At 69.3% G+C, this 322-nt stretch carries 1 protein-coding gene; it reads left to right on the top strand.

Features of this window, described 5'->3' with window-relative positions; translation table 11 throughout:
- Positions 1 to 322: ABC transporter permease subunit (locus tag FLQ44_RS13580; protein ID WP_147694817.1), on the top strand; the 322-nt coding region annotated here is incomplete at both ends.

The raw sequence follows: 322 nt of genomic DNA, 5'->3' as shown, positions 1-322 counted from the left end.
GCGTCTGCTGGGCGAGGTGATCCGCTTCGTCAACGACATCCTGCTGTCGGCGCCGTCGATCGTGATCGGTCTGTTCGTGTATGCGCTGGTGGTGCAGCACACGCGCTTCTCGGCCCTGGCCGGTGCGCTGGCGTTGGCCTTCATCGTGCTGCCGGTGGTGGTGCGCACCACCGACGAGATGCTGCGCCTGGTGCCCTCGCAGATGCGCGAGGCCGCACTCAGCCTCGGCATTCCGCAGTGGAAGGTCACCGTGCACGTGCTCTACCGCGCCGCCGCCCCGGGCATCCTCACCGGCGTGCTGCTGGCGCTGGCCCGCATCTCC

Source organism: Vogesella mureinivorans (assembly GCF_007644035.1).
Classification (GTDB): domain Bacteria; phylum Pseudomonadota; class Gammaproteobacteria; order Burkholderiales; family Chromobacteriaceae; genus Vogesella; species Vogesella mureinivorans.
The sequence above is the reverse complement of the archived record's forward strand: the minus strand, read 5'-3'. Positions and strand labels throughout refer to the sequence as shown.